The 19437-nt window shown below is 72.0% G+C and carries 20 protein-coding genes; 3 read left to right on the forward strand and 17 right to left on the reverse strand.

Annotated features, from left to right (window positions below):
- Positions 1-320: 320 nt before the first annotated feature.
- From ACYU7L_RS00490 to ACYU7L_RS00570, 17 genes are all read right to left on the reverse strand, one after another.
- Complete coding sequence (locus ACYU7L_RS00490) at positions 321-920, reverse strand: DNA-3-methyladenine glycosylase (protein WP_460793183.1); 600 nt, start codon at positions 918-920, stop codon at positions 321-323.
- A complete protein-coding gene (argH, locus tag ACYU7L_RS00495; RefSeq protein ID WP_460793184.1) occupies positions 904-2331 on the reverse strand; it encodes an argininosuccinate lyase in 1428 nt (475 codons plus the stop codon). Before argH ends, ACYU7L_RS00490 begins: the two co-directional genes overlap by 17 nt.
- Positions 2332-2373: 42 nt before the next feature.
- A complete protein-coding gene (locus ACYU7L_RS00500) occupies positions 2374-2907 on the reverse strand; it encodes an arginine repressor (RefSeq protein WP_460793185.1) in 534 nt (177 codons plus the stop codon).
- On the reverse strand, positions 2904-3827 hold the full coding sequence (argF, locus tag ACYU7L_RS00505) for an ornithine carbamoyltransferase (protein ID WP_460793186.1): 924 nt from the start codon (positions 3825-3827) through the stop codon (positions 2904-2906). Before argF ends, ACYU7L_RS00500 begins: the two co-directional genes overlap by 4 nt.
- The gene (locus tag ACYU7L_RS00510) at positions 3824-4987 is read right to left on the reverse strand and encodes an acetylornithine transaminase (RefSeq protein WP_460793188.1); all 1164 of its coding nucleotides are present in this window, start codon (positions 4985-4987) and stop codon (positions 3824-3826) included. The genes argF and ACYU7L_RS00510 overlap by 4 nt, the downstream gene beginning before the upstream one ends.
- The gene (gene argB / locus ACYU7L_RS00515) at positions 4984-5913 is read right to left on the reverse strand and encodes an acetylglutamate kinase (RefSeq protein WP_460793190.1); all 930 of its coding nucleotides are present in this window, start codon (positions 5911-5913) and stop codon (positions 4984-4986) included. Before argB ends, ACYU7L_RS00510 begins: the two co-directional genes overlap by 4 nt.
- On the reverse strand, positions 5910-7061 hold the full coding sequence (gene argJ / locus ACYU7L_RS00520; protein ID WP_460793191.1) for a bifunctional glutamate N-acetyltransferase/amino-acid acetyltransferase ArgJ: 1152 nt from the start codon (positions 7059-7061) through the stop codon (positions 5910-5912). Before argJ ends, argB begins: the two co-directional genes overlap by 4 nt.
- Positions 7058-7660 (reverse strand): ACT domain-containing protein, encoded by a 603-nt coding sequence (locus ACYU7L_RS00525; protein WP_460793192.1) that lies wholly within the window; start codon positions 7658-7660, stop codon positions 7058-7060. The genes argJ and ACYU7L_RS00525 overlap by 4 nt, the downstream gene beginning before the upstream one ends.
- Positions 7657-8700: an N-acetyl-gamma-glutamyl-phosphate reductase gene (argC, locus tag ACYU7L_RS00530; protein WP_460793193.1), complete on the reverse strand. Its 1044-nt coding sequence runs from the start codon at positions 8698-8700 to the stop codon at positions 7657-7659. Before argC ends, ACYU7L_RS00525 begins: the two co-directional genes overlap by 4 nt.
- Positions 8701-9129: 429 nt before the next feature.
- A complete protein-coding gene (gene pheT, locus ACYU7L_RS00535) occupies positions 9130-11622 on the reverse strand; it encodes a phenylalanine--tRNA ligase subunit beta (RefSeq protein ID WP_460793194.1) in 2493 nt (830 codons plus the stop codon).
- A complete protein-coding gene (gene pheS / locus ACYU7L_RS00540) occupies positions 11622-12734 on the reverse strand; it encodes a phenylalanine--tRNA ligase subunit alpha (RefSeq protein WP_460793195.1) in 1113 nt (370 codons plus the stop codon). The genes pheT and pheS overlap by 1 nt, the downstream gene beginning before the upstream one ends.
- A gap of 102 nt (positions 12735-12836) precedes the next feature.
- The gene (locus ACYU7L_RS00545) at positions 12837-13871 is read right to left on the reverse strand and encodes a sensor histidine kinase (RefSeq protein WP_460793197.1); all 1035 of its coding nucleotides are present in this window, start codon (positions 13869-13871) and stop codon (positions 12837-12839) included.
- A gap of 2 nt (positions 13872-13873) precedes the next feature.
- Positions 13874-14740: a TrmH family RNA methyltransferase gene (locus ACYU7L_RS00550; RefSeq protein ID WP_460793199.1), complete on the reverse strand. Its 867-nt coding sequence runs from the start codon at positions 14738-14740 to the stop codon at positions 13874-13876.
- A 41-nt stretch (positions 14741-14781) separates the two neighbouring features.
- The gene (gene rplT / locus ACYU7L_RS00555; RefSeq protein WP_460793201.1) at positions 14782-15174 is read right to left on the reverse strand and encodes a 50S ribosomal protein L20; all 393 of its coding nucleotides are present in this window, start codon (positions 15172-15174) and stop codon (positions 14782-14784) included.
- A 75-nt stretch (positions 15175-15249) separates the two neighbouring features.
- A complete protein-coding gene (rpmI, locus tag ACYU7L_RS00560) occupies positions 15250-15444 on the reverse strand; it encodes a 50S ribosomal protein L35 (protein WP_460793202.1) in 195 nt (64 codons plus the stop codon).
- A gap of 75 nt (positions 15445-15519) precedes the next feature.
- Positions 15520-16233: a translation initiation factor IF-3 gene (gene infC, locus ACYU7L_RS00565; protein ID WP_460793203.1), complete on the reverse strand. Its 714-nt coding sequence runs from the start codon at positions 16231-16233 to the stop codon at positions 15520-15522.
- A gap of 320 nt (positions 16234-16553) precedes the next feature.
- Positions 16554-17075: an SseB family protein gene (locus ACYU7L_RS00570; protein ID WP_460793204.1), complete on the reverse strand. Its 522-nt coding sequence runs from the start codon at positions 17073-17075 to the stop codon at positions 16554-16556.
- Positions 17076-17123: 48 nt separating this feature from the next.
- Here ACYU7L_RS00570 and ACYU7L_RS00575 point away from each other — a divergent pair, with 48 nt between their 5' ends.
- The 3 genes from ACYU7L_RS00575 to ACYU7L_RS00585 are packed head-to-tail and all read left to right on the forward strand — an operon-like array spanning position 17124 to position 19403.
- Positions 17124-17594, forward strand: a complete 471-nt coding sequence (locus tag ACYU7L_RS00575; RefSeq protein WP_460793205.1) for a hypothetical protein — start codon at positions 17124-17126, stop codon at positions 17592-17594.
- A gap of 7 nt (positions 17595-17601) precedes the next feature.
- Positions 17602-18819 (forward strand): amino acid deaminase/aldolase, encoded by a 1218-nt coding sequence (locus ACYU7L_RS00580; protein ID WP_460793206.1) that lies wholly within the window; start codon positions 17602-17604, stop codon positions 18817-18819.
- A gap of 2 nt (positions 18820-18821) precedes the next feature.
- Complete coding sequence (locus ACYU7L_RS00585; RefSeq protein ID WP_460793207.1) at positions 18822-19403, forward strand: uridine kinase family protein; 582 nt, start codon at positions 18822-18824, stop codon at positions 19401-19403.
- Positions 19404-19437 lie beyond the last annotated feature (34 nt).

Consider the following 19437-nt stretch of genomic DNA (forward strand, 5'->3'; position numbering starts at 1 on the left):
ACGCGCACCACCCCAACCACCACCCATCCAGGTGACGATCAGGCGCCGGGGCAACCTGCAGAAACTTACCCGATCCACCCACCCCGGTCAAACCGGGCCGAACCGGACCGCAACCCCCCAGACACACCCCAACCGGGCCAGCCTCAACCCCGCCCCGAAGGACACGACCAGACCGCCCCAACCAGGAGCATCAAGAGAGAAGATCAAACCGAGGCCGGGAGCCCGCACCCCTCAGGGCCTTGCTCCCCGCCGCACTCGGCGACAAACAGAACATTAGACCCACCTCGACCAACCATGCAAATCGGGTCCGCCTGGACCCTCTAGGGCCTCGTGGAGGGGCTCGCAGGGCGATAGACCGACACAAAGGGATCGCCGGCGAGCCAGTACCTCCAGGGCCGTTCCGCGGCCAGTCGAAGACCCACGCGTGGACCGCTGCTGACGTCGAGGCCCATGTCCGACGGACGGAGGTCGAGCTCCACCCCTCCCGGCGCCACGGCCGCGCCGTTGTGTCCGAGGTCGAGCGCGAGCGCCTGGCACAGGCGGGCCGGCCCCCGCGCGAGGTCGCGGTCCGAGGAGGTGCCGCGCCGTTCACGCGCGAGGTCCACACCGTCAACGACCTCCCCCGCACGCAGCAGGACCGCGGACCCGACGCCTTCGGCATCGGTGACGATGTTCGCGCAGTGGTGCATGCCGTAGGTGAAGTACACGTAGAGACGGCCGGGCGGTCCGAACATCACGCTGTTGCGCGCCGTACGGCCCCGGTCACCGTGCGAGCCTGGGTCGTCGACGCCCCCGTAGGCCTCCACCTCGGTGAGTCGCACCGTCACCCCCGCGTGCGTGAGCGTGGCACCGAGGAGCGCCGGCGCCACCTCGGGGGCGGTCCGGCCGAGCAGGTCGAGCAGCTCAGCCGAGCCGGTCACGGCAGCTGCGGACCACGGCGTCGAGCTCCTCGAGCTGCTCGGCGACCCGGGCGGGCGCGGTGCCGCCTCGCCCGCTGCGGGACGACACGGATCCCTCGGCGCTCAGCACCTCGCGCACCTGCGGGGTGAGGTGCTCGGAGATGTCCGCGAACTGGGCGTCGGTGAGCTCGTGCAGCTCGATGCCGAGCTCCTCGCAGCGCCGTACGCACTCCCCCGCGACCTCGTGGGCGATCCGGAACGGCACGCCCTCGCGCACCAGCCACTCGGCGACATCGGTGGCCAGGGAGAACCCCTGCGGGGCGAGCTCGGCCATCCGGGCGGTGTTGAAGGTCAGGGTGCGCACCATGCCGGTCACCGCCGGGAGCAGCACCTCCAGGGTGTCGACGGAGTCGAAGACCGGCTCCTTGTCCTCCTGGAGGTCCCGGTTGTAGGCCAGCGGGAGCGCCTTGAGCGTCGCCATCAGCCCGGTCAGGTTGCCGATGAGGCGCCCAGCCTTGCCGCGGGCGAGCTCGGCGATGTCGGGGTTCTTCTTCTGCGGCATGATGCTCGAGCCGGTCGACCAGCTGTCGTGCAGCCGGACGAAGTCGAACTCGCGGGTCGCCCAGAGGATGACCTCCTCGGCGAGCCGGCTCACGTCCACGCCGATCATCGCCGTCACGAAGGCGAACTCCGCGACGAAGTCACGCGCCGCGGTGCCGTCGATCGAGTTCGCCGTCGAGCCGGTGAATCCCAGCTCCGCGGCCACGGCGCGTGGGTCCATCCCGAGGCTGGCGCCGGCCAGCGCGCCCGAGCCGTACGGCGAGTCCGCCGCGACGCGGGCATCCCAGTCGCTGAGGCGCTCGACGTCGCGCAGCAGCGGCCAGGCGTGGGCCAGCAGGTGGTGCGAGAGCAGGACCGGCTGGGCGTGCTGCAGGTGCGTGCGCCCCGGCATGATCGCGCCGTGGTGCTCGGCAGCCTGGGCCTGGATGGCCTCGACCAGGTCGAGGACCCTCCCGGCGACGACTCGACCGTGGTCGCGCAGGAACACCTTGAACAGCGTGGCGATCTGGTCGTTGCGCGAACGCCCTGCGCGCAGCCGCCCCCCGACCGTGACGCCCACCTCCTCGACCAGGAGCCGCTCCAGCGCCCCGTGGACGTCCTCGTCGCTGGCATCCGGCTGCAGCTCGCCCGTCGCGAAGCGCTCCCCCAGGACGTCGAGCCCGCGCAGCAGCTCGGCGTGGTCGGCGTCAGTGAGCAGGCCGGCCGTGTGCAGCCCGTTGGCGTGCGCGCGCGACCCGGCCAGGTCGTAGGGGGTCAGGCGCCAGTCGAAGTGCGTGGACTTGGACAGCGCGTCCAGCTCCGGGCTCGGCCCGCCGGCGAACCGGCCGCCCCACAGCTTGCCGGTGTTGGTGGTCCCAGGGTTCTCGGTCACGGGGTCCTTCGTATCAGGGTCGAGTGCGGTGGACGATCGAGGTCAGTCGACCGGCAGGTTCTTGGGGTCGTTGGCCAGCGCCAGGAAGCGCCGGGCGAGCGCCTCGCCACCGGCCGGGTCGCGGCCGATCACGAGGAGCGTGTCGTCCCCGGCGATGGTGCCGAGGACGTCGCCCAGCTCCGCCTTGTCGAACGCGCTGGCGAGGAACTGTGCGGCGCCGGGCGGGGTGCGCAGCACGACCATGTTGGCGCTCGACTCCGCGCTGACGAGCAGCTCCGAGCAGAGCCGGGCGAGCCGGTTGCCGGCGGGCACCGTCTCGCGCAGGTGGGCGGGGGTGCGGTCCCCGCCCTCCCCTGGTACGGCGTAGACGAGCGCTCCGGAGCGCGCCCGCACCTTGACGGCGTCCAGCTCCACCAGGTCGCGGCTGAGCGTGGCCTGGGTGACATGGACTCCGCGGGCGGCCAGCAGCTCTGCGAGCTCCGACTGGGACCGGATCTCGTGCTGCTCGAGCAGGTCGATGATCCGACGCTGGCGCGCGATCTTGGTGATCGGGCTGACCGCGGAGTCCTCGCTCACGCCTCCTCCATCAGCCAGCTGAGGACCGCCTTCTGCGCGTGGCGACGGTTCTCCGCCTCGTCCCACACCGCGCTCTGGGGACCCTCGAGGACGTCCTCGGTGATCTCCTTGCCGCGATAGGCGGGCAGGCAGTGCAGCACCACCGCGTCGGGCTGGGCGTGGGTCAGCTTGTCCGCGTCCAGCGCGAAGGCCGCGAAGGCCTGCAGCCGCGACTCGCTCTCGGACTCCTTGCCCATCGACACCCAGGTGTCGGTGATCAGCACGTCGGCGCCGGTCGCCGCCTCGACGGGGTCCGCCACGAAGGTGGCCGAGCCCCCCGTGGTCGCCGCGATCTCGACGGCACGGGCGAGGACCTCAGGCGAGGGCTCGAAGCCGGTCGGCGCCGAGATCCGCACGTGCATGCCGGCGGTGGCACCGGCGAGCAGCCACGAGTGCGCGACGTTGCAGGCACCGTCGCCCAGGAAGGCCGCGGTCTGGCCGGCCAGCGGCCCGCGGCGCTCGATCACGGTCTGCAGGTCGGCGAGGAGCTGGCAGGGGTGGAACTCGTCGGTCAGCGCGTTGACGACCGGCACCCCCGCCCAGTGCGCCATCTCCTCGAGCTTGGCCTGCTCGTAGGTGCGCCACACGATCACGCTGGCCTGGCGCCCCAGCACGCGGGCGACGTCGGCGATCGACTCACGCTCGCCGATCGCCGCGAGGCGTCCGTCGATGGCCATGGGGAAGCCCCCGAGCTCCGCCACCCCGGCCGAGAACGACGACTGCGTGCGCAGCGTCTGCTTGTCGAAGATGAGGGCGACGCTCTTGGGTCCGGCCAGCGCTTTCGCGTCGTACGGCGCCTGCTTGAGCTCGGCAGCCAGCGCGAGGACACGTGCCTGGTCGGCGGGGCTCAGGTCGTCGTCGCGCAGGAAGTGGCGGGTCACAGGCCGGCCTCGTCCAGGATCGCCGGCCAGGCGGCCAGGAAGGCGTCGGCCTGCTCGACGGTGAGCACGAGCGGCGGCGCGAGCCGGATCCGCTCCGGGGTGCAGGCGTTGATGATGAAGCCGGCCCGCTGGGCCGCCTCGACGACCTCGGCGGAGCGAGCCGCGTTGAGGTCCAGCCCGATCAGCAGGCCCTGACCGCGCACCTCGGTGACGCGATCGTCGTCCGCCAGACCGGCCCGCAGCTGCTGCCCGACGGCGTCGACGTGGTCGAGCAGGCCGTCCTTCTCGATCGTGTCGATGACCGCCAGGGCGGCTGCCGACGCGACGGGGTTGCCGCCGAAGGTCGTGCCGTGGTTGCCGGGCTGGAGCAGCGTGGCGCTCTCCCCCGTGGCGATGCAGGCGCCGATCGGGATGCCGCCGCCGAGGCCCTTGGCCACGGTGACGATGTCGGCGGTGACGCCGGAGGCGCTGTGCGCGAACCAGGATCCGGTGCGGCCGATGCCGGTCTGCACCTCGTCGATCCACAGCAGGGCACCGTGGCGCTCGGTGATCTCGCGGGCGGCGGCCAGGTAGCCCTCCGGTGGGATCACGACGCCGGCCTCCCCCTGGATCGGCTCGACGATGACCGCGGCGGTCTGCTCGGTGACGGCGGCCTCGAGCGCGGCGGCGTCGCCGTACGGCACGAAGGTCACCTCACCGGGCAGTGGCTCGAACGGCTCGCGGTAGGCGGCCTTCGAGGTCAGCGCGAGCGCGCCCATGGTGCGTCCGTGGAAGCCACCCTCCATGGCCACGATGTGGGTGCGACCGGTGCGCCGGGTGAGCTTGAACCCGGCCTCGTTGGCCTCGGTGCCGGAGTTGGCCAGGAAGACCCGGCCCTCGGCGCCGAGCAGCGCGAGCAGCCGCTCGGCCAGCTCGATCTGGGGCGCGCTGGCGAAGAAGTTCGAGATGTGGCCGAGCGTCCCCAGCTGTCCGGTGACCGCCTCGACGAGTGCCGGGTGGGCGTGGCCCAGGGAGTTCACGGCGATGCCGCCGAGCAGGTCGACGTACTCCTTGCCGTCCTCGTCCCACACCCGGGCGCCCTCGCCCCGGCTCAGCACGAGCTTGGGCGGCCCGAAGGTGTTCATCAGGGACCCGGCGTAGCGGGCCTTCCAGTCACTCATGCCGGTGCTTCCTTCGCCTTGCGGATCTTGGTCTCGACGCCGGGCAGCACCTGGGTGCCGATGCCCTCGTCGGTGAAGAGCTCGAGGAGCACGGCGTGCTCCTCGCGGCCGTCGACGACGGTGGCGCGCGGGACGCCGTTGGTGACCGCGCTCAGGCAGGCGCCCATCTTGGGCACCATCCCGCTGGCGAGCCGCGGCATCATCTCGGCGAGTGCCTCGGGGCTGATCTCGCCGACCAGGTCGTCGCTGTGCGGCCAGTCGCGGTAGAGGCCCTCGACGTCGGTGAGCACCAGCAGCTTCTCGGCGCCCAGCGCGACGGCCAGTGCCGCGGCCGCGGTGTCGGCGTTGACGTTGTGCACGACGCCCTCGACGTCGGGCGCAACGCTGGAGATCACCGGGATGCGACCGGCCTCGACCAGGTCGAGCACGGCCTCGGGGCGCACCTTGGTGACCTCGCCCACCAGGCCGAGGTCGACCTCCTCGCCGTCGACCACCGTGCTGGCGGCGACCGCAGTGAACAGGCCGGCATCCTCACCGGAGAGCCCGACGGCCAGCGGGCCGTGGTCGTTGACCAGGCCGACGAGCTCGCGCTGGACCTGGCCGACCAGCACCATCCGGACGACGTCCATCGCCTCGGGGGTGGTGACGCGCAGTCCGCCCTTGAACTCCGACTCGATGCCGAGCCGGTCCAGCATCGCGGAGATCTGGGGGCCGCCGCCGTGGACGACCACCGGCTTGAAGCCGGCGAAGCGCAGGAAGGCGATGTCCTCGGCGAACGCCCGCTTGAGGCGCTCGTCGGTCATCGCGTTGCCGCCGTACTTGATGACGATGATCTTGCCGTTGTACTTCTTCAGCCACGGGAGGGCCGCGGCCAGCGTGGCGGCCTTCTTGGGGTCGGGCGCGGGCTTGGTGTTGTGGTCGCTCATGAGCTGTACGCGCTGTTCTCGTGGACATAGGCATGGGTGAGGTCGCTGGTCCAGACGGTCGCCCGCTCGGATCCGGCCTTGAGGTCGATCGTGACGGTGACCTCTCGCGCCTCGAGCGAGACCTCCGAGGGGTCCGCGTGGGGCGTGGAGTTGCGGCAGACCCACACGCCGTTCATCGCGACGTCGAGGTCCGCGGGGTCGAAGGCCGCCTGCGTGGTGCCGAGGCTCGCCAGCACCCGTCCCCAGTTGGGGTCCTTGCCGAAGACGGCGGCCTTGAAGAGGTTGCTGCGGGCGACGCTGCGGGCGGCCTCGACAGCCTCGTCCTCGGTGGCCGCGTTGAGGACCGTGATGGCGATCTCGTGGTCGGCGCCCTCGGCGTCCTTGAGCAACTGCATCGCTAGGTCGGTGCAGGCCTGGGTGAGGGCGTCGGTGAAGTCCTCGAGGGGCGGCGTGATCCCGCTCGCGCCGCTGGCCATCACCGTGACGGTGTCGTTGGTGGACATGCAGCCGTCGGAGTCGAGGCGGTCGAAGCTGACCCGGGTCGCCGCGCGCAGGGCACGGTCCAGGTCCGCCGCGGGCACCACGGCGTCCGTGGTGAGGACGACGAGCATGGTGGCGAGCTGGGGCGCGAGCATGCCCGCGCCCTTCGCCATCCCGCCGATGCTCCAGCCGGCGCCCTCGACGACCGTCTGCTTGCTCACCGAGTCGGTGGTCATGATGGCCTCGGCCGCCTGGGTGCCGCCGTCGGCGCTCAGGGCGGCGTGGGCGGCGTCGACGCCGTCCAGCAGGTTCTGGCGGGGGTTGGCCAGGCCGATCAGGCCGGTGGAGCAGACGACGACGTCGATGGCGCCGATCCCCAGCTTCGTCGCGACCTGCTCGGCGACCGCGTGGGTGGTCTGGAACCCCTCGGCGCCGGTGTAGCAGTTGGCGCCGCCGGAGTTCAGGACGACAGCGCGCACGACGCCGTCCTTGACGACCTCCTGGCTCCACAGGATGGGGTTGGCCTTGCAGCGGTTGCTCGTGAAGACGGTGGCCGAGTCGTAGGCGGGGCCCTGGTTGACGACCAGGGCCAGGTCCTTGGCGCCGGTCGACTTCAGGCCGGCGGCGACGCCGGCAGCGGTGAACCCGGCGGGTGCGGTGACGCTCATTTCTTGGGCTTCTTCTTTCCGGTGGACGCCTCGGACGACGGGCCCTTCTTCCGCGCCTCGGACTTCTCGGCGCGGGAGCTCTTGGACTGCGTCTTCTTCGGCGGTACGACGGGGACGGCGACGGCGACGGTGTGGCCTCGTCGTCGCCAGGCCTCGGTCGCCTGCTCCGCCTTCGGGGCGGGCACCAGGATCCAGTCGGTGTCGAAGGTCGAGAGCGCGAAGACCGGGATCTCCGCCTCGGCCAGCGGCGCGAGCAGCGAGCTGAGCACCCCGATCAGCTCCGGGTCGAGAGGGCCCTGCACCGCGAAGGCGGTCAGGCCCTTGTAGGCCGGCACCTTGGCCGGCACGTCGCGCCCGGCGCAGATCAGCGAGGTCTCGGTGGCCGTGGCCGTGATCGAGAAGAGCGACGCGGACTCGGCCCAGGTGGGGATCTCCGCACCGGCGGGCAGCTTGATGACCGCGAGCTTCTCGGGGAACTGCTGCAGCGTGAAGGTCGGCCCGGTGGGGGCCTCTGCCTCGGGAGCTTCGATCTCCTCGGAGCCCTCGGGGCTCTCGAAGTTCTCAGCACTCTCGGGGCTGGTCTCGGTGGGCTCGCTCACGGTGCCATCCCTACTGTCGTCAGGCCCTGGGTCTCGTCGAGGCCGAGGGCGAGGTTCATGCACTGGACGGCGGCGCCGCCGGTGCCCTTCGCCAGGTTGTCGACCACGCCGACGGCGACCAGGCGCCCGGCGGACTCGTCGACGGTCACCTGGAGGTGGATCGCGTTGGATCCGGTGACGGACTTCGTCTGCGGCCACTGCCCGGCCGGGAGGACGTGCACGAACGGCTCGTCCGCATAGGCCGCGGCATACACGTCGTACGCCGACTCGGCGGTGACGCCCGGACGGACGGGGGCGGAGACGGTCGCGAGGATGCCGCGCGGCATCGGCACCAGCAGCGGCGTGAAGCTGACCCGCACGTCGGCGTCGGTCACGCGGCCGAGGTTCTGGATGATCTCCGGCGTGTGCCGGTGCACCCCGCCCACGCCGTACGCGCTGGCGTTGCCCATGATCTCGCTGCCCAGCAGGTGGGGCTTGGCTGCCTTGCCGGCTCCCGACGTGCCGCTCGCCGCGACGACCACGATGTCGGGGTCGACCAGGCCGTTGGCCACGGCCGGAGCGGCGGTGAGCGTCGAGACGGTGGGGTAGCAGCCGGGCACGGCGATGCGCCGCGCGCCGCGCAGCTGCTCGCGCTGGCCGGGCAGCTCGGGCATCCCGTAGGGCCAGGCGCCGGCGTGGGTGCCGCCGTAGAACCGCTCCCACAGGGCGGGGTCCTCGAGGCGGAAGTCCGCGCCGCAGTCGATGACGACCACGTCGTCGCCGAGCGCGTTGGCGATCTCGGCCGACTGGCCGTGCGGAAGCCCGAGGAAGACGACGTCGTGGCCGCCGAGGGTGTCGGGGTTCGTCGGCTCCAGCACGCGGTCGGCGAGCGGCACGAGGTGGGGCTGGAGGGCGCCGAGCCGCTCCCCCGCGTTGGAGCCGCCGGTCAGCGCGCCGATGGAGACGCCGGGGTGGCCCAGCAGCAGACGCAGGACCTCACCCCCTGCATATCCGGAGGCACCGGCGACGGCGACGGAGATCTGAGGCGAAGACATGTGCATGACTATACACTGCTCTGCATCTTTTCACGCAGCGGATTGCATAAGTACGGTTCCCCCGAGCCCGGCCCCCAAACCGCGGGTCGGTGCAAACGCACACGTCACGGGCCCCGAGTCGGCGCAAGCGCACGTCGTACGACGCCCGAGTCGGCGCAAGCGCACGCCGTGGGAGCGCCGAGTCGAGTCGGCGCGGATGCGCACCGACCCGTCACCCCCGCCGTACCTATGCGTGAGCGGTCTCGCGCGAACGGGTGGCCCTCGGCTCGGCCTCAGGAAGCGGTCGTACGACAGCCTCCGCGGAGCCACGACCACGCATCCGTACCTCACAAGCCTCTTCCCGTCCCACGGGACAGGCAACCGCTGAACTTGTCGGGCGTAACTTCGCCCGACAAGTTCAGCGATCCCCGGCTGACCGGGGAAACCGACAGCCCCTCAGCGCTGGGTGGCGCCGGTCTGCTCGACGGCGCGGGCCACGGCTGCCTCCCGCGCGGCGCCGGCCTCACCCTCCTTGAGGGTGCGGTCGGCAGCGCGGAAGCGCAGGGCGAAGGCGAGGGACTTGCGGCCCTCCTCGACCTGGTCCCCGGTGTAGACGTCGAAGAGCCGGATCGACTCCAGGAGCTCACCGGCCCCCTCGCGCAGGGCGGCCTCGACGGCCGCGGCGGGGACGGAGGCGTCGACGATCAGGGCGACGTCCTCCTTGGCCACGGGGTACGACGAGAAGCGCGGCGCCGGCGTGATCGTGACGGCGTGCTGCACCAGCGCCTCGAGGTCGACCTCGGCGGCCGCCGAGCGGGCGGGCAGACCGTAGGCCTTGCACACGGTGGGGTGCAGCTCGCCGGCATGGCCGAGGACGACGTCGCCGAGCAGGATCTCGGCGCAGCGACCCGGGTGCCACGGTGCGACCGCGGCGGCCCGGACCTCGATCTCGACCCCCAGTGCGGCAGCGACGTCGCGCACGGCGTCGACGGCGTCGGACCACGCGGCGGCGCGCCCCTCGCCCCACCAGCCCGCGGTCTCCCGCTCACCGGTCAGCGCGACCGCGAGGTGCATCGGCTGGTGCGGGACGGCCTTCTGGATGGCCGCCCACTCCTCCTCCGAGGGTCGCCGGTCGACCGGGAGGATCGGTGCGGCCTCGGTGCCGGTCGGCAGGAACACCAGCGAGGTCTCGAACAGGGCGACGTCGGCGATGCCGCGCCCCACGTTGCGACCCAGGGCGTCCAGGACACCCGGCAGCAGGCTGGTGGCCAGCGCGGGCTCCTCCGAGGACAGCGGGTTGGCGATCCGCATCGCCTGGCGACGCGGGTCCGCCTCGGGCAGACCGAGCCGGGCCCAGTCGGCGTCCCCGACGAAGGGATAGCTGATCACCTCGCTGAAGCCGGCGCCCGCGAGCACCAGCCCGACCCGGCGACGCAGCCGCTGCTCGGTCGTCAGGCCGCGCCCGGGCGGGGCCGGGGGCAGCACCGACGGCACCTGGTCGTAGCCGACGATCCGCGCCACCTCCTCGACGAGGTCGAAGGGCTCGCTGATGTCGGGGCGCCATGACGGCACGACCGCGGTCAGCGAGTCACCGTCGACGGTGACGTCGCAGCCGACGGCCTCGAGGTGCGCGACCGTGGTCTCGGCCGCGATGTCCATGCCGGTGATCCGGGCGGGCAGGTCCAGCGCCATCGAGACGGTACGGCGCGCCGGCGCCTCGCCGACGACCGTGACGCCCTCGTCGAGGGTGCCGCCGCCGTGCTCGACGAGCAGCGTGGCGACCCGGTCCGCGGCGTACGCCGCCAGCTCGGGGTCGACACCGCGCTCGAAGCGCTTGGAGGCCTCCGAGGGCAGCTTGTGACGACGCTGGGTGCGGAAGATCGAGACGGGGTCGAAGCACGCGGCCTCGATCAGCACCTCGGTGGTGGTCTCGGAGAGCTCGGTCTCCTCGCCGCCCATCACGCCGGCCAGGCCGATCGGCCCGGAATCGTCGGTGATCAGGATGTCCTCGGGGCTCAGCTTGCGCCGTACGCCGTCGAGCGTCGTCAGCTGCTCGCCGTCGCTCGCACGGCGGACCCGGATCGCGCCGGACAGCTTGGCGCGGTCGTAGCCGTGGATCGGCTGGCCGAGCTCGAGCATCACGTAGTTGGTGACGTCGACACCCAGCGAGATCGGGCGCATGCCCGCCTGGGTCAGGCGCGTGGCCATCCAGTCCGGGGTCGGCGCGGCCGGGTCGAAGCCGCTGACCTGGCGGGTCACGAAGACCGGGCAGGCGACGGCGTCGTCGACGACGACCGGGTGACCGGAGTCGTTGGCGGCCGGGACCTCGCGCTGCGCCGGGTCGGTGTACGGCGCACCGAAGCCGAGCGCGGCCTCGCGGGCGATCCCGCGCAGCGACAGCGCGTAGGCGCGGTCGGGGTTGATCTCGAACTCGATGACGGCGTCGTCGAGGCCGAGCAGGCCGAAGGCGTCCTCGCCCGGCTCCCTCGCGTCCTCGGGCAGCACGATGATGCCCTCGCCCGAGCCGAGCGCGTCGGCCGGCAGCCCGAGCTCGGCCGCGGAGCAGATCATGCCCGCGGAGAGGTGGCCGTAGGTCTTGCGCGCGCCGATGGCGAAGCCGCCGGGCAGCACGGCGCCGGGCAGCACCACGACCACAAGGTCGCCGACCACGAAGTTGTGCGCTCCGCAGACGATGCCCTGGGGCTCGCCGGTGCCGTTGGCGTCACCGACGTCGACGGTGCACCAGTTGATGGTCTTGCCGTTCTTCTGCGGCTCCTTCTCGAGCGTCAGCACGCGGCCGACCACCAGCGGGCCGGTGATCGCGTCGCCGGGGGCGACGAGCGCCTCGAGCTTGAGGCCGAGCATGGTGAGCTTGCGCGCCAGCTCCTCGGTGGACAGGTCGACCGGCAGGTCGACGTACTCGCGGATCCACGAGACGGGGGCGCGCATCAGATCTCCACTCCGAAGGGCTGGGTGAACCGGACGTCACCCTCGAACACGTCGCGCAGGTCCTCGACGCCGTGGCGGAACATCAGGGCGCGGTCGATGCCGAACCCGAACGCGAAGCCGGTGTAGCGGTCGGGGTCGACGCCGCAGGCCACGAGGACCCGCGGGTTGACGACGCCGCAGCCGCCCAGCTCGATCCAGCCCTCGCCGCGGCAGGTGCGACAGGTGTCGGCGCCCGCCTCGTCGAGACCGCTGCCACGGCACACGAAGCAGACCAGGTCCATCTCGGCCGACGGCTCGGTGAAGGGGAAGTACGACGGGCGGAAGCGGGTGGTGATCCCGTCGCCGAACAGCGCGGTGGTCAGGTGGTCGAGCGAGCCCTTGAGGTGAGCCATCGTGATGCCCTCGTCGATGACGAGACCCTCCACCTGGTGGAACACCGGGGAGTGCGTCGCGTCGACCTCGTCGGTGCGGTAGACCCGCCCGGGGCAGGCGATGTAGATAGGGGGCTCGCGGGTCAGCATCGTGCGGGCCTGCACCGGCGAGGTGTGCGTGCGCAGCACCAGCGCGGCGGTGGCCGGCTCCAGCCAGAAGGTGTCCTGCATGGTGCGCGCCGGGTGGTCGGGCCCGAGGTTGAGCGCGTCGAAGTTCAGCCACTCGGCCTCGACCTGCGGCCCCTCGGCGATCTCCCACCCCATCGCCACGAAGATGTCCGCGATCCGCTCCGAGAGCGTGGTGATCGGGTGTCGCGCGCCGCGGGTACGGCGTGCGGTGGGCAGCGTGACGTCGACGGTCTCCTCGACCAGCATCCGCTCCTCGTGCTCGGCCTCGAGCACGGCCTGACGCTGCGCCAGGGCCTTGTTGACCGCGCCGCGCGCCTGGCCGACGCGCTGGCCGGCCTCCTTGCGGGCCTGGGGAGGGAGGGCCCCGATCTCCCGGTTGGCCAGCGCCAGCGCGGAGCGGTCGCCCGCGTGCTCGAGGCGGGCCTCCTTGAGCTCGGCGAGGTCGGTGGCCGCCGCGATGGCGCTCAGCGCCGCGTCGCGTGCGGCCTCGACCTCGTCGGCACGCAGCGGCGTGACCTCGACGGGGTCGTAATCGGTGTTGGGGCCCGACATGGTTGCCTTTCCGGCGGGAGGGGTGAACTGCGCTCAGTCTAGGAAGTCGGCGTCACGGGCCGCCAACCGGTTGGCGGCCACTCTCGGTCGCCATCGCGAGGGTCACTCCTGGCGGCGGTCCTCCGCGGGCCAGGACACGCACACGCGGGCCCCTCCCGCGGGCGAGTCCGAGATCGCGACCCGGCCGCCGTGCGCCCGCGCCAGGCCGACCACGAGGTAGAGGCCGAGTCCCGACCCGCCGCGCTCCCCGTGCTTCCAGAACTTCGTGAAGACGCGCTGGCGCATCTCCTCGGGGATCCCCTCCCCCTCGTCGTCGACGGTGACACCGACTCCGGGGAACTCGGCGTCTGCCGGCAGCGCGCTCAACGACACGCGCACCGTCCCGCTGCCGTGCCGCACGGCGTTCTCGACGAGGTTGGTGAGCACCTGGGTGAACTTGTCGGGGTCGGCCGTGATCTCCGGCAGCCCGCCGGCCACCGCCAGCTCGATCGCACGGGAGGTCCCCGCGCCGACGGACTCCACGACCCTGCGGCTGAGCACCTCGGCGTCACAGGGACGGGGGTAGAGCGAGAGCCGGCCGGTGTCGATGCGGGCCACGTCGAGGAGCTCGGCGATCAGCCGGCTGAGCCGGTCGGCGTCGGCGTTGACGGTGGTGAGCATCAGCTTCTTCTGGGCGTCGGTGAGTTTGTCCCAGCGGTTGAGGATGGCCTGCACGAAGCCCTTGACCCCGGTGAGCGGGGAACGCAGCTCGTGGGCCACCGTCGCCACGAGATCCGAGCGCTCCCGGTCCAGGCGTGCTCGGCCGCGGCCCGAGCGGATGCTGATGGCGACCCGGCTGATCGCGCCGGCCGGCTCTCGATGGATGCGGGCGGCGACCAGCACCTCGACGCCGGAGGGCAGCAGCCAGGACTGCTCGGGCACGCCGGTGCGGGTCCGCAGGCCGACGAACGGATGGTTGGACCCGCACCAGTCGCGCCCGTCCTGGTCCTGCAGGGTCAGGACCTCGGGCAGCCGAAGTCCCACGAGCTCATCCGCAGGGCGGCCCAGCATCCGGGCGGCGACATCGTTGACGGCGAGCACGACCCCGGCGCCGTCGGAGATCACGGCCCCGTCGGGGAGCAGGTCGAGGTCGTCCACCCTCAGCGCTGCACCTGAGAAGGAGGGGCTGGGGAGCGTTGGGCCCGGGCGGAGGCGTAGAGGCAGATCGCCGCGGCCGTGGAGAGGTTCAGGCTCTCGGCGCGCCCGTGGATCGGGATCCGGACCCGGCGGTCGGCCAGCTGGGCGAGCTCGTCGGGGAGCCCCCACGCCTCGTTGCCGAACAGCCACGCGGTCGGGGCGCTCAGCAGACCGGAGTCGGCGGCCTCGTCGAGGTCCACCTCCCCCGCGCCGTCGGCGGCCAGGACCTGCAGGCCGGCGGCCTGGGCGGCGCGGACGGCCGCGGCGGTGTCCGGCTCGGTGGCGAGCGGAAGGTGGAACAGGCTGCCGACGGTGGCGCGCACGGTCTTGGGGTTGTAGGCGTCGACGCTGTGGCCGGCGAGTACGACGGCGCCCGCGCCGGCCGCGTCCGCACAGCGGATCACGGTCCCCGCGTTGCCCGGATCGCGCACGTCGGCGCAGATCGCCATCAGGCGGGGGGCCGGGTCGAGGACGTGGGCCAGCGGCCGGTCGACGTACCGGCACACGCCCACCACGCCCTGCGGCGTCACGGAGTCGCTGAGCGAGGCCAGCGCCTTGTCGTCGACGAGGGTCCAGCGCGGCTCCTCCGAAGCGCGAGCGGCCAGCTGCGCGCCGTACTGCTCGAGCGCGGCGGGGGTGGCGAACACCTCGAGCACGCAACCGGGGACACCCAGTGCGCCCTCGAGAGCCTTGGGGCCGTCGGCGAGGAAGAGTCGCTCCTCGCCTCGAAATGCACGACGGGCGAGCTTCCGCGCGTTCTTGACCCGGGTGTTGCCGCTGGTCAGCGGCACCCCGGAGACCGGGGTCGGGTCGGTGCGGAAGCTCGCCACGTCGTCAGGCTTGCCTCAGGCGCGCCGAAGCGCGGCTGAGATCAGGCCGAGGCCTCGACCTTGGGAGCGTTGACGTCCTCGGGCAGCGCGGCCTTGGCGGCCTCGACGAGGGCGACGAACGCAGGCATGTCGTTGACAGCCAGGTCGGCCATGATCTTGCGGTCGACCTCGATGCCGGCCAGGTTCAGGCCCTGGATGAGGCGGTTGTAGGTCAGGCCGTTCGCACGGGACGCGGCGTTGATGCGCTGGATCCAGAGCTTGCGGAACTCGCCCTTCTTCTTGCGGCGGTCGTTGTAGCTGTAGACCAGCGAGTGGGTGACCTGCTCCTTGGCCTTGCGGTACAGGCGCGAACGCTGTCCGCGGTAGCCGCTGGCCCGCTCGAGGATTACCCGGCGCTTCTTGTGGGCGTTTACCGCCCGCTTGACGCGTGCCACTGTCTTACTCCTTGCTCAGCAAAAAATTCGGGGTGATGCTCGGCGTCGGCCAGAGCATCCGGGGAACGAGAGGGCTCAGAGCCCGAGAAGCTTCTTGGCCTTGCCGCGGTCGGCCTTGGCGAGCTCGACCGTGCCGGTCATCCGTCGCGTGACCTTCGAGGCCTTCTTCTCGAGGTTGTGTCGCTTGCCGGCCTTCTCCCGCAGGATCTTGCCCGAACCGGTCACCCGGAAGCGCTTCTTGGCACCGGAGTGCGTCTTGTTCTTCGGCATCTCTTTCGCTCTCTTATCTGGTCGGGCCGCATCGCTGCGACCTGCGTGGTGAAGCTGGTGTCGCCCCTCGGGGGCTCAGGCCTCGATCTCGGGGTCGAGATTCTCGGAGCGGCCTCGCTCCTTCTTCTTGGCCACGGGCCCGGCGGCGTGCGCCGCGTCACGCTCGGCGCGCTCGTCGGCCTCGGCCGCCGCCCGCTCCGCGATCTTGGTCTGCTTCTCGGCCTCGATGTCGACCTTGGCCTCGGCCTTCTTCTTGTGCGGGCCAAGCACCATGACCATGTTGCGGCCGTCCTGCTTGGGCGAGGACTCCACGAACCCGAGCTCGGTCACGTCCTCGGCCAGCTTCTGCAGCAGACGGAAGCCCAGCTCGGGGCGGTGCTGCTCGCGACCGCGGAACATGATCGTGATCTTGACCTTGTCCCCGGCTCGCAGGAACCGCACGACGTGACCCTTCTTGGTCTCGTAGTCGTGCGCGTCGATCTTGGGACGAAGCTTCATCTCCTTGATGATGACGTTCGTCTGGTTCCGCCGAGCCTCACGGGCCTTCTGGGCGTTCTCGTACTTGAACTTCCCGTAGTCCATGAGCTTGCAGACGGGGGGACGCGCCGTCGGGGCGACCTCGACCAGGTCGAGGTCGGCCTCCTGCGCAAGCCGAAGCGCGTCAGCCGTCGGGACGATGCCGACGGTCTCGCCATTGGGTCCAACGAGACGGACCTCGGAAACCCGGATCCGGTCGTTGATGCGGAGCTCGGTGCTGATGTGTCCTCCTGGAAGAAACGTGTCCGGCAACCTGCTCTGGAAAACAGAAAAGGCTTCCGCTGGTGCAAGCGGAAGCCAGTCGCGACACGTCCCCCGCAGCTGCAGGGCACGTACCTACGAGGAAATCGAACCACGGCGGAATCTGGTGCCGTGCCACACTTTCCTCGGGACCGGACCCGACGACCTGTGCCTGCCCTTGAGTGAACTTCTCGAGCGAACTCGAGAGCCTGCGGCGGTCGGTGCGGGTGGGAGGCGAATCGTGCTGAGCCTCCGCTTGTGGATCGGCTCCGTCGAGCCCACACGAGTGCGGACGCAGCGGAACTGATCGGTCAACACCCGATGCTAGCCGATCATTCCCCCGGGGCACCAATCCAGCCGTAGCCCTCGCCCACCCGGGCCAGCGTCCAGCCGGCGGCGAGCGACACGAGGTCCTCCCCCTCCACCACGAAGGTGACCGGCCCCGCGATGTCGACGACCAGGGCGGCCGCCTGGTCCTGCAGCGCGGACTGCGCCGCCACGCGCAGGGTGACCGGGACCGGCCGGGCCTCGGGGTTCCAGGCCTGCAGCGAGGCCGTGCCGGTGAACGCCAACAGCGCCAGCCGGCCGTCGCGCCCGGTCATCAGCACGGCGGCCATGTCACTCGACTTGTCGTGCGCCAGGCCCGCCTCGTCGTACTCCACCTCGCCGAGCAGCGCCACGACCGGGACGAGCACCCGGCTGTCCTGGACGGCGGCCAGGGTGTCCGCGAAGCGAGCGCGCCCCGCGGCATAGTCCGCGAGGGCGGTCACGACCTCCGGCGCGGCCTCGCCGCTGTCCCCGGCGAAGCCCGGATCGGGGATGGAGGTGCCGGCGAAACGGTCGGGTGCGGACATGAACCTCATTGTCCCATCCCCTTGACGTCGCTGTGCAAGGCTTGAGGGGTGGATGACGCAACGTGGCTCGCCCTGGCAGCTGTGCTCACCGCGCTCGGCGCGGCCTGGACCGTCTATGCGTGGCGACACCGCGGCGTCGCGTCAGCCCTGCGCGGCGCCGGGCTCACGCTGCTGGCTCCGGCGGCCTTCCTCACCGACACCCTGGAACTGATCGGCGACGTCGGCCTCGCCGTCGGCGACTGGGCCACCGGCCTGGTGCTCTCCCCCGTCGTGTGGCTGGGCATCTCCCTGGCCGGGCTCTCGGTCGTCCTCTTCGTGGTCTCCGGCATCCTGCGCGAGCGCGGGTACGGCGTGACGCCGCGCGGTGCTGCGGCCGGGGGGCAGGCGGCCCCGGGTCAGGTGCCCGGCGCGGCCGAGCGCCGCGCCGTCCCACCGGCTCCGGCGGGACGCGGCGAGCCCGCCATCGACGACGACCTGGCCGACATCGAGGCGCTGCTCCGCAAGCGCGGGATCAACTGAGCCGGCCGTGAGTGACTCGCTGGTCGAACGCAACCGGCTCGGGCGACGGCTGGACCGGGCCGTGGGGGCCCTGGCCGAGCCTGCCTCCACCCCGACGATGGTCGTGGACCTCGACGCCTTCGACGCCAACGCGGCCGATCTGGTCAGGCGGGCGGGCGGCAAGCCGATCCGGGTGGCGTCGAAGTCGGTGCGGATCCCCGCACTGCTGAGCCGGGTGCTCGCGCGCGACGGCTTCTCCGGGATCCTCGCCTACACCCTGCGCGAGGCGCTGTGGCTGCACGAGCAGGGGATCAGTGACGACATCGTGGTCGCCTACCCGACCGTGGACCGTGGGGCGCTGGCCCGGCTGGTCGCCTCGCCGGCCGCCGCGGGCGTGATCACGCTGATGATCGACGACGTGGCCCACCTCGACGTGGTCGACAGCGTGCGCTCCTCGCGGGCCGTCCCCGTGCGGGTCGCGCTCGACATCGACGCGGGACTGCTCGTCGCCGGCCAGCACGTCGGCCCGAAGCGCTCCCCGCTGCAGTCAGTCGGCCCGGCTGTCGAGCTCGCCCGGTCGGTGCTGGATCGCGGAGGCTTCCGGCTGGTCGGCGTGATGACCTACGAGGGCCAGGTGGCAGGGGTGCCCGACCAGGTGCCGTCGGCCCGCGCCCGCTCGCTGGTGGTGCGTCGGATCAAGAGCGCCTCGGTGCGCCAGCTGGCCGAGCGCCGAGCGCAGGTCGCCGAGGGACTGTCCGCACTGGTCGACCTGGAGTTCTGGAACGGCGGTGGCTCGGGGTCGGTCGAGACGACGGCGGCCGACCCGGTCGTCACCGAGATCGCCGCGGGATCGGGGCTGCTCGTGCCCACGCTCTTCGACCACTACGAGTCGTTCACGCCCGTGCCGGCCTCCTTCTTCGGGCTTCCTGTCGTGCGCCGTCCCAGCCCGCACGTGGCCACGGTCTTCGGCGGCGGGCTGATCGCCTCCGGACCCGCGGGCGACGACCGGCTGCCGACGCCCTGGGCGCCGCCCGGGCTGTCCCTGACGCCGCTGGAGGGCGCGGGCGAGGTGCAGACGCCGCTCACCGGCGATCCCGCCTCCGCGCTGCGGATCGGGGACCTGGTGTGGTTCCGGCACGCGAAGTCCGGCGAGGTCTTCGAGCACGTGTCGCAGGTGCACCTGCTGGCCGGTGACCGGATCGTCGAGACCGTCGCGACCTATCGCGGGCACGGGCAGGCGTTCTGAGCGTGGCTGCTGCCTCGGTGTCGGGGGCGGCCCGGCGGGTCCTGGCGATGCTCGTCGCCGGAGAGGCCCGGTTGGGCGGTGGCCGGTTGCTCGCGATCGACGGGCCGTCGGGCTCGGGGAAGACCACGCTCGCCGAGGAGGTCATGGCGGCGGTGGCAGACGTGGCGCCCGCGCTGGCGCCCGTACGCGTCGTACACACGGACGAGCTGTTGGACGGGTGGCGCGGGCTCCCGGGGCTCGGCGTCCGCCTGGATCCGCTGCTGACGCCGCTGGCTCGTGGCGAGACGGGCCGCTACCGGCGCTACGACTGGCACGCCGGCGAGTTCGCGGAGGAGGTCGAGGTCGCCCCCACTCCCCTGCTGGTGCTCGAGGGCGTCGGCGCCGGCCTGCGCCGCCACGCCCACCTGGTCACGACCCTCGTCTGGGTCGACGCCCCGGAGGAGGTCCGGATCGCTCGGACGCTGGCCCGCGACGGCGCCGACCTCGCCGCCCACCTCCCCCAGTGGCGGGCGGACGAGCAGCACCACTTCGCCGAGGAGCACACCCGCGCGCGAGCGGACACAGTGATCCACACCCCCACGTGACCCGTCCCCAGATCTCGCTGACCCGTCCCAAGAT

The sequence above is a fragment of the Nocardioides pacificus genome (assembly GCF_054775955.1).